This window comes from Paenilisteria rustica (assembly GCF_013820765.1).
Lineage (GTDB): Bacteria > Bacillota > Bacilli > Lactobacillales > Listeriaceae > Listeria_A > Listeria_A rustica.
The window spans coordinates 119,551-128,967 of the sequence record NZ_JABJVM010000009.1 but is presented as its reverse complement, the minus strand read 5'-3'; the positions used below and the strand labels follow the sequence as shown (position 1 = coordinate 128,967).

The window sequence follows — 9,417 nt, the reverse complement described above, 5'->3', positions numbered from 1 at the left end:
AATTACTTTACTAGTATTACTTTTGGAAATAGCTTTCTATTTCCGCCCTGCGATTCTTACCTAGAAACATCACTGTCTCTATTGGTTTTATCTTTGTTTCTGTTCAGTTTTCAAAGGTCAATCTCTCATTCGCTTTCATCTAGCAGCGACCTTCTTATAGTATCATTAGGGCTAATCTTTGTCAACAGTTTTTATCTTTTTTTTGAATAAAAGTTTAAATGCTGTTTTTTAGCTGATTTTCAAGCATAAAGCTTGGAAATCCTTTGCTATTAGCCGTTTTTCTAATTACTTATAAGAGGCACGATAACTAGAATACCATGTATATTCTATAAACGCAATAGTATTTCGCAAATTTATTTATAATTATTTATTCCTTTGCATATTCACTAGGTTGTATGGATAATCAAGCCCTTCTCTAAAAAACGGTCCTTTAATGAAGAATCTAGTTCGATTCCTGTGATAATACTAGTAATGTCAACAAAATCTGCGTATTTGTACAGTGATATTCTTCCGAACTTAGTGTGGTCCGTTACTAGGAAAACTTCTGTTGCGGAATGTAGCATCTGGACTTTTGCTGGTACTAAGTACTCGTCGTAGTGCATGAGACCTTTATCTAAGTCTATAGCTGGTGTCGTGACGAACGCTTTATGAACATGTAAATTTCGTAGGGTTTCTTCGGTAATCATACCATTTAGCATATAGGTTTCAGGATATAGAACACCACCTGTAACAATGACTTTGATAGAAGAATGGCGTAGAATGGTTGCTACATTGATGTCGTTCGTTATAACCGTTAGTTTTGTGCGGTCTTGGATGGCTCTAGCGATATGGCCTGTTGTAGTGCCAGAATCAAGAATGATTGTGTCTCCATCCTCGATAAGCGATGAAGCATAGGATGCAATGCGTTGTTTTTCCTCAAATTGGACTTCTTCACGTTTTTGAAAATCTGGTTCAGATATGATTTTCTCTTCTATCATAACGCCGCCGTGTGTTCGCTTTAGTTTTTTTTCATTCTCTAAGGTTGTTAAATCGCGGCGAATGGTGACTTCGTGGACTTCGAAATGACGAGCTAGTTCATTGACGCTAGCTATTTTTTTATTTTTTACATAGTTTAGGATGGCTTGTTTGCGTTCGATGGAAAGCATCTTTTTCTCCTTTCGTGATGTGACTAACTAAAAAATCTGCGTGGCACTTCCCTAGGTTCTGGAGGTTTCACGCAGATTTGAGATATTATTTCAAGCGTTTTTCTAGTTCTGCTTTCATTTCTTCGTAACCTGGTTTGCCTAGTAATGCAAACATGTTGGCTTTATAAGCTTCTACTCCTGGTTGATCGAATGGATTTACACCATTTAGGTAGCCACTCACGCCCACTGCGATTTCAAAGAAGTACACTAGATAGCCGAATGAATAGGCGTCTAATGATGGGATTTCTACTACAAAGTTAGGTACATCTCCATCTGTATGTGCAAGTAGGGTCCCTTGGAAAGCTTTGTCGTTTACATAGTCGACGGTTTCCCCAGCTAGGTAGTTGAGTCCATCAAGATCATTGTCTTCTTTATTGATCGTTATTTCGTGACGGGCTTTTTCTACTTTTACAACTGTCTCGAAAATGTTGCGGCGTCCTTCTTGGATGTATTGACCTAAAGAATGCAAGTCTGTAGAGAAGTTTGCGCTGGATGGATAAATTCCTTTTTGGTCTTTTCCTTCACTTTCGCCGAATAGTTGTTTCCACCACTCGTTGAAGTATTGTAGGCCTGGTTCATAGTTAATAAGCAACTCAGTGACTTTACCTTTGCGGTAGAGAACGTTTCGAGCTGCTGCATATTGGTAAGCGATGTTTTTGTCTAATTCGGGGCTACTGAAATCGGCACGAGCTGCGTCAGCGCCTTTCATCATTGCTTCGATATCTACGCCACTTGCTGCGATTGGTAATAGTCCTACAGCTGTAAGTACGGAGAAACGGCCACCAACATCATCTGGAACGACAAATGTTTCGTATCCTTCTGAGTTTGATAGTTCTTTCAATGCGCCTTTTGCTTTATCGGTTGTTGCGTAAATGCGAGATTTCGCTTCTTCTTTACCGTATTTCTTTTCTAAAAGTTCCTTGAATACACGGAATGCGATTGCCGGTTCCGTTGTTGTACCTGATTTAGAAATAACGTTAACCGAGAAGTCTTTGCCATCAATCACGTCGATAAGGTCGTGTAAATAGCTTGAACTAATGCTGTTCCCTGCAAAAAATACTTGCGGAGCTTGACGCTTCTCTTTGTCTAGTACATTATAGAATGCGTGATTTAGTGTTTCAATCGCGGCACGTGCACCAAGGTACGAACCACCGATACCGATAACGATCAGAACTTCAGAATCTGCTTTGATTTTTGCTGCTGCTTTTTGGATGCGGGTGAATTCTTCTTTGTCGTAATCGCGGGGTAGATTGATCCATCCTAGATACTCATTTCCTGCGCCAGTGCCATTATGTAGTGCTTCATGTGCTGCTGTGACAGCTGGTTGTAAATAGTCGATTTCATGTTGCTCGAAAAATTTCAATGCGTTTGAATAATCAAATTGAATATGTGTCATCGTTTTCCCTCCAAATTTAGTGCCTGTTTATAGTACTTACTTTATATCAACTATGTGTATTTAGCAAGAATAGTGTGTCCTAATTTTCTTGTGGCAAAATATACGGAACGCCATTTTCTAAAACTAGTTTGTTGATGGCAACGTCTTGTTCTTGGAGTAGGTCATCTGCTTGGGGAATTGAGGTCCACCTTGCATGAAAAACGCTATCATCTTTCTCCACAGTCAGAAAATCTCCTGTCGCGGTTGCTTTATAGACAAATAAGCAGACATGTTCCCAGGCAGTTCTGCGTTCTTTGACATACAATAAGCTATCAATTGTACAGTTAATCCCTGTTTGTTGCTTCACTTTTGAGATTAGCGCTTGTTCTAGTGTTTGATCGGTTTCGACCCGACCTCCTGGAAATGACCATTTTAAATCGCGATTTTTCACGAGTAGAATGTCATCCTTTTTTTCATTGTAAATAAATCCCTTCACTAACAGTACCCTCTTCATGAACAAACCTCCCTTAAGGTTTATATTTAAAATTATCTAAAAATTCAAACCCGCGAAGTAATCATTAACTATGTTATCTAAAATGTTTGTTAATTAAAAACAGAAAACCTTATGATTAGGAAACTCCTGTGTGAAGTCTCCTAAGAATCATTGGTTTACTTGTCTGCTTTGTCTACCCACTCTTGTAGTTTGTCGCGCAAGGTATTGAAGCCTTCGTCTGGTCCAGATGACATTTGTTGTTGCTGTGGACGTTTTGATTCTTGTTTTGCTTTTGCAGGTGCTTCTTCCGTCGCGCGGATCGATAAGCTGATTTTATTTGTTTCATTATTGATTTCTAGAATTTTGACTTTTACTTCTTGTCCAACTTCTAAAAACTCATGCACATCTTTTACAAAACCGTGGTGGATTTCTGAAATGTGTACTAATCCTTGTGTTTTGTCGTCCAATGCAACAAACGCGCCGTAGCCTTGGATTCCTGCTACCTTACCTGTAATAATATCGCCAACTTTAAATTCACTCATTCTCTATTCCTACTTTCTGACTTTCAATAATTACAAATTATATCACTACGCCTCAAAATACACAATTATTAGATTTGATTTTAGACATTGTTTCGCATGAGATTATGATACAATGGGACTGAAAAGCGTATTTTTTGAGGAGGATTTTGTGATGAGTCATTTTGATGAAGTAATCCCGCGTATTGGGACAAACAGCGAGAAATGGGATGATGTGAAGAATTTATTTGGAACGGAAGATATTATACCGATGTGGGTGGCGGATATGGATTTTAGGCCTCCTTATGCTGTTCACCAAGCCTTTCAAAAATTGCTAGATCACGGGATTTTCGGATATTCGATGACGGTTCCTGGATTAAAGCCGAGCATTGTGAATTGGTTGGCTACTCGCCACGATTACACAGTCGATGAATCTGCTATTTTTCTGAATGCTGCGGTTGTTCCTTCTATATCTATGGCGATTCGTTCGTTAACGGAAAAAGGAGACGCGGTTTTGATGCATTCGCCGGTGTATCATCCGTTCTTCTTGGTGACTGCACAAACGGAGCGCGTTGTTACACTGACTCCGCTGATTTATGAAGACGGTGCATACCAAGTGGATTGGGCTGATTTTGAGGAAAAGGTGAAGCAGGTAGAGTTGTTTATTCTCTGTAATCCGCATAATCCTGGTTGTCGTAGTTGGACTCCCGCAGAGCTTCAAAAAATGGTCGCACTTTGTGAACGTTATGGTGTGCCGATAATTTCGGATGAGATTCACTCGGATTTGACCATGCCTGGTGTGACGCACACGCCGCTTGCTGTTGCAACTCCCGATTACGCAGCACAGATTGTTACATTGATGGCGCCGACAAAGACGTTTAATTTAGCTGGAATCAAGGCATCCTTCTTTATTACGACGAATCCGGAATTTCAGAAAAAATTTGAGTACGAAGCGAAGTATACATCACGGCCAGAGCTGAATTCATTTGGTGCGGTTGGCATGGAAGCGGCTTATCGTTTTGGCGCTGAGTGGGTGGATGAGTTGCGTGATTATATTTTTGCGAACTATCACTATACGAAGGCTGAAATTGAAAAACATTGTCCGACTGTTGGGGTAACGAAGCTTGAGGCTACTTATTTGATGTGGCTGGATTGCCGGTCGCTCGGTTTGGATGACCAAACAATCTATCAAAATTTGATTGATGCTGGGGTTGGGGTGCAGATGGGTTCTGATTTTGGCATCGCGGGTTCGGGCTTTGTTCGTTTAAATATTGCTTGTCCGAAAGAGACTTTGCAAAAAGGGGTCGCTTGTTTGATTGATGGCCTTACGAAAACGCATTGATCGGTTTTTCACGATTTGTTTGTTATACTTGAGAAGGAAAATTAAAAAATGAGGAGTTGGAAAATATATGTTTTTAGGACTTCGTGAATTGCTTTATTCGAAGTTACGCTATTTCTTAGTGACGGGGATTATGATTTTGATTGTATTGTTATCCTTGTTTCTATCAGGGCTAGCGAATGGTTTGGCGTATGATAATGCTTCTTCTGTCGCGAATAATGATGTGCCGTATTATGTTTTAGCAAAAGATGCGCAAGGTAAAGTGGAGCGTTCGCTTTTTCCTGAATCAGATTTGGCTGGGATTAAGGATGGCGAGAATGTAAAAGATGCCGCAGTTCTTGGTCAATCGATGCAGACTTTGAAACGCGCGGATGATGGGAAGAAATTCAGCATGGCCGTTTATGCGATTACGCCGGGTAGTTTTTTGGAACCGAAAGTAACTTCGGGCTCGCAGATGAGCGTGACGAAACCTGATGGTGTTATTTTAGACTCGTCGCTAAAAGGGGACTTGCAGATTGGTGATGTGCTAGAGGACGATATTTTGAATAAGCAGATGACAGTTATTGGTTTTGCGAAGGACCAGAAGTATAGCCATGCTCCTGTTGTTTATATGAATATGGCGGTTTGGCAATCGATTAACCCGAGCCTTTACCACCAAAAAACGCCGCAAACGAGTACAGTAGCGATTCTTGCTAAGGATGCGGATAAAGATGTTTCACTCGATAATAAGGATTTGACGGTTATTACGCATAAGGATTTCCTTGGTCAAATTCCTGGTTATTCTGCGGAACAAATGACGCTTAATATGATGATCTTCTTCTTGATCGTGATTGGTGGCTTCATTTTGACGGCTTTCTTCTATATTATGACATTGCAAAAAACAGGACAATTTGGGATTTTGAAGGCACTTGGAACGAAGACGAGTTACTTGGTGGCAAGTGTTGTGTCGCAAGTTGTGCTCATTTCGGTCGTGAGTATTGGAATCAGTATCGCTGCAACGGCTGGACTTTCAACGATTATGCCTGACGCGATGCCGTTTCGTTTAACGGGCTGGACGATGACGCTTTACAGTGTGCTATTTTTTGCGGTAGCGGTTATCGGCTCGCTCCTATCACTCATCAAAATTGCTAAAGTAGACGCGCTGGACGCGATTCGGGGAGGCGATCAATAATGACAGCTCTTTTAAAATTTGAAAATGTAACGAAAACCTATCCTTCTGGTCCAACGACGATTCATGCGTTGCGCGAAACTAATTTTGAAGCGAATGCTGGGGAATTGATTGCGATTGTCGGACCTTCTGGCTCTGGAAAAAGTACGTTCTTATCTTTGGCTGGTGCGCTACTCACGCCAACATCAGGAAAAATCGCCATAAATGGGAAGGTCATCAGTGATCTTTCTAAAAAGGCGCAGACGGAATTACGCTTGTCTGAGGTCGGATTTATTTTTCAAGCAGCACATCTTGTTCCTTACTTGAAAGCACAGCAACAACTTGAGTTTATCGGAAAATTGGCTGGGCAAGAAAAGCTGGATGTTTCACGAAAAAGTGAGGCATTACTAACACAACTTGGACTTGGCGATCGCTTGCATTTTTATCCGAAAGATTTGTCTGGTGGGGAGAAACAACGAGTGGCGATTGCGCGCTCGCTGATTAATGAGCCTGCTATAATTTTGGCGGATGAACCTACTGCAAGCCTTGATTCTACGCGAGGTCGGGAAGTCGTGGAATTGCTTCGTGAGGAAGTGCAAGGTAAAGAGCGTTCGGTGATTATGGTAACGCATGATGAGCGGATGTTGGATTTATGCCATCATGTTTATCGGATGGTAGATGGTGTTTTGACGAAGGATTAATAGGAAAGCGATATGCCTCTGATTTTTTTTGGGCATATCGCTTTTTTCAAATCTTACATGCAAAAAAAGCTGAAGTTAGGAGTGGCAAACGCCAACCTCTAACTTCAGCTTGATTCGTTTATTTATTATTCACCCATTAATTTCAACGCGTGATCAAGTACTTTTTCACCGTTCATTGTACCGTAAGCTGTCATGTCGATAACATCAACTGGAACGCCTTTTGGTTCAGCCAATTTATCAACTGTTGATTTTTGGTAACGAACTTGTGGGCCAAGCAAGACAACATCTGCTGTATCAATAAGTCCATTGATTTCAGAAATAGAATACGCAGCAATTGTTGCTTCTATTCCTTTTGCTTCTGCTGCTTTTTGCATTTTTGTTACTAATAAACTTGTGGACATTCCTGCCGCACATACTAATACGATATTTTTCATCAAAAATCTTTCCTTTCGATTTTAGGGTGGCTTGCTTTTGCTATACCTCTATTATACTCATTGTAGAGCGTTTACACAAGATTGAGCACCACGCGCACCGAGAAATGCTCTTTTCCGATGCGCATGTACGCTCCGCATTGCAACTTCTTATTAAAGGATTGTGATTTTATCTATGGTTACGTCATGGACTGGTTTATCTTGGGCACCAACGCTTACGGACTCTATTTCGTCTACTACTTCCATGCCTTCTACTACTTGACCAAATACTGTGTGGCGGCCGTCTAAGTGTGGTGTTCCGCCTGCTTTGTAGGCTTCGATTACTTCGGCTGGAAATCCTGCTGATTCCATTTGTTTCGCCATTTGTGGGTGCAGGTTTTTATTTGTTACGATGAAAAATTGGCTGCCGTTTGTTCCGGGGCCTGCGTTTGCCATTGATAGTGCTCCGCGCATGTTGAATGCGTTTGGTGAGAACTCATCTTCAAATGGTGCTCCCCAGATGCTTTCGCCGCCGTAGCCTGCGCCCTCTGGGTCACCGCCTTGGATCATGAAGTCAGCAATCACACGATGGAAAATGATGCCTTCGTAGTAGCCGTTTTCTGCGTGTGTTAAGAAGTTTTCAACTGCTTTTGGTGCGATTTCTGGGAACAGTTTGATTTTGATTGTTCCGCGATTTGTTTCCATTGCTACCAATTTTTCGTTTGTTGCTACTTCTTTTGTTAATTGTGGATAGTATGTCATTTTTAAATCTCCTCTTTTTGTTTTAGTTGACTGCTCTTATTTGAACCAGATTATGAGTAAGTTCACAAATACAGCGAGTACATATATACATAATAAACTAGCCGCGCCCCAAATAACAATTTTTTTGACCATGTTGCCTCCTCTTCCTTAGAGCGTTTATTTTTGTTTCTGTACTTCTTTATTCTATAATGGAATCAGTGATTTGGAAACTAATAAGGAATAGAGATGGTTTTTATGTCAATTAAAAAACGGAATTTGTATATTTTAATGGTCGCGAATCTGTTGATTTCGGCGAGTACGACGATGATTATGCCTTTTCTATCGTTGTATATTGAAACGTTTGGAGATTATAGTGAGGCATACGTGCAGCGCTGGGCTGGGTATATTTTTGGGGTGACTTTTTTAGTCGCTTTTATTTTTTCGCCGATCTGGGGACGGATTGGGGATAAGTATGGCTTTAAGAAGATTTTGATGTTTACGGCTTTTGGGATGAGTGTGAGTATTTTCCTTATGGGTTACGCTCATTCTGTCTCATATATGATGATTTTACGTATTTTCATGGGGGTTGTGACTGGATTTATCGGGATTTCTAATGCTTTTATTGCCAGACAGACGGATCGGAATGAGGCTGGTAAAGTGCTTGGGACGTTGCAGTTGGGCGGTGTAACTGGAATGTTATTTGGTCCACTACTTGGTGGGGCTTTGGCGGATTTCTTCGGGTTTTCGAGTACATTTATTATCACGGGAATCGCGATTTTCGTTGCGGCGCTGCTCGTTACGTTTGGTTTGAAGGAAGTTCGACCAGATCTAGAAGGCGTGAAAAAAGTGACGTATTCGCGGCGGGAAGTGTTGAAGCATATTTTCCAATTGCGGGTTTTGATGATGGTAATGATTATTTCTTTACTTATTCAGGTCGCAAATTTCAGTGTGCAACCCTTGCTTGCGCTTTATGTTGGGGAGTTAACGCATACGGATAATGTGGCATTGTTGTCTGGTCTTGCTTTTTCGGCAGCTGGATTCGGAAACTTAGTGATGACGCGAAAATGGGGAGAACTTGGGGATAAGTATGGGTACGAGAAAATTTTGAATATCTTGCTGCTTATGGCGGCGCTCTTTGTTTTACCACAGGCTTTTGTTCCAAATTTATGGTTATTTATTTTCTTCCGGTTCTTATTTGGTATCGCGATTGGCGGAATGGTGCCTTGTGTGACGGCTTATATTCGCTTATCTGCTCCGGGTCAGATGCAGGGCGAGATGCTTGGCTATAACCAAAGTGCTCGCTTTCTCGGCAATGTGATTGGGCCGATTCTTGGTGGGACGATGGCGGGCTTTGTTGGGATGAGCAATGTTTTTGTCTTTACTAGCTTTATGTTTGTCGTCGCGTTTGTGCTACTTTGGCTTAGCTTGAGATCTGATCGAAAACGCCATGTGAATGTGGATTAATTTCATGATCGTTGTTCTTTTTCTTGGGGCAACGATTTTTTTATT

At 41.2% G+C, this 9,417-nt stretch carries 10 protein-coding genes; 4 read left to right on the top strand and 6 right to left on the bottom strand.

Annotated elements, in window-relative coordinates; genetic code table 11:
* Nucleotides 1–386: 386 nt before the first annotated feature.
* The 4 genes from HPK16_RS10335 to yugI form a co-directional block, all read right to left on the bottom strand.
* Entirely contained in the window at nt 387–1,145 is a 759-nt protein-coding gene (locus HPK16_RS10335) for a DeoR/GlpR family DNA-binding transcription regulator (RefSeq protein WP_181676882.1), read from the bottom strand.
* 85 nt (nt 1,146–1,230) lie between these two features.
* Complete coding sequence (locus HPK16_RS10330; protein ID WP_181676881.1) at nt 1,231–2,580, bottom strand: glucose-6-phosphate isomerase; 1,350 nt, start codon at nt 2,578–2,580, stop codon at nt 1,231–1,233.
* Between the two features lie 79 nt (nt 2,581–2,659).
* The gene (locus HPK16_RS10325; RefSeq protein WP_181676880.1) at nt 2,660–3,073 is read right to left on the bottom strand and encodes an NUDIX hydrolase; all 414 of its coding nucleotides are present in this window, start codon (nt 3,071–3,073) and stop codon (nt 2,660–2,662) included.
* A 155-nt stretch (nt 3,074–3,228) separates the two neighbouring features.
* Nucleotides 3,229–3,594, bottom strand: coding sequence for a S1 domain-containing post-transcriptional regulator GSP13 (yugI, locus tag HPK16_RS10320; RefSeq protein WP_181676879.1), 366 nt, complete (start codon nt 3,592–3,594; stop codon nt 3,229–3,231).
* Nucleotides 3,595–3,745: 151 nt separating this feature from the next.
* On the opposite strand from yugI, the gene HPK16_RS10315 reads away from it, so the two are divergent.
* From HPK16_RS10315 to HPK16_RS10305, 3 genes are all read left to right on the top strand, one after another.
* Nucleotides 3,746–4,912 (top strand): MalY/PatB family protein, encoded by a 1,167-nt coding sequence (locus HPK16_RS10315; RefSeq protein WP_181676878.1) that lies wholly within the window; start codon nt 3,746–3,748, stop codon nt 4,910–4,912.
* A 67-nt stretch (nt 4,913–4,979) separates the two neighbouring features.
* Nucleotides 4,980–6,080, top strand: a complete 1,101-nt coding sequence (locus HPK16_RS10310) for an ABC transporter permease (protein ID WP_181676877.1) — start codon at nt 4,980–4,982, stop codon at nt 6,078–6,080.
* Nucleotides 6,080–6,757, top strand: coding sequence for an ABC transporter ATP-binding protein (locus HPK16_RS10305; RefSeq protein ID WP_181676876.1), 678 nt, complete (start codon nt 6,080–6,082; stop codon nt 6,755–6,757). Before HPK16_RS10310 ends, HPK16_RS10305 begins: the two co-directional genes overlap by 1 nt.
* A gap of 125 nt (nt 6,758–6,882) precedes the next feature.
* Here the strand turns inward: HPK16_RS10305 and HPK16_RS10300 are convergent, their stop codons facing one another.
* Together HPK16_RS10300 and HPK16_RS10295 are read right to left on the bottom strand one after the other, a co-directional pair.
* Nucleotides 6,883–7,191, bottom strand: a complete 309-nt coding sequence (locus tag HPK16_RS10300; RefSeq protein WP_036063597.1) for a PTS sugar transporter subunit IIB — start codon at nt 7,189–7,191, stop codon at nt 6,883–6,885.
* 150 nt (nt 7,192–7,341) lie between these two features.
* Nucleotides 7,342–7,929, bottom strand: coding sequence for a peptidylprolyl isomerase (locus HPK16_RS10295; RefSeq protein ID WP_181676875.1), 588 nt, complete (start codon nt 7,927–7,929; stop codon nt 7,342–7,344).
* Nucleotides 7,930–8,163: 234 nt separating this feature from the next.
* On the opposite strand from HPK16_RS10295, the gene HPK16_RS10290 reads away from it, so the two are divergent.
* Nucleotides 8,164–9,372 (top strand): lmo2377 family MFS transporter, encoded by a 1,209-nt coding sequence (locus tag HPK16_RS10290; protein ID WP_181676874.1) that lies wholly within the window; start codon nt 8,164–8,166, stop codon nt 9,370–9,372.
* Nucleotides 9,373–9,417: the final 45 nt, after the last annotated feature.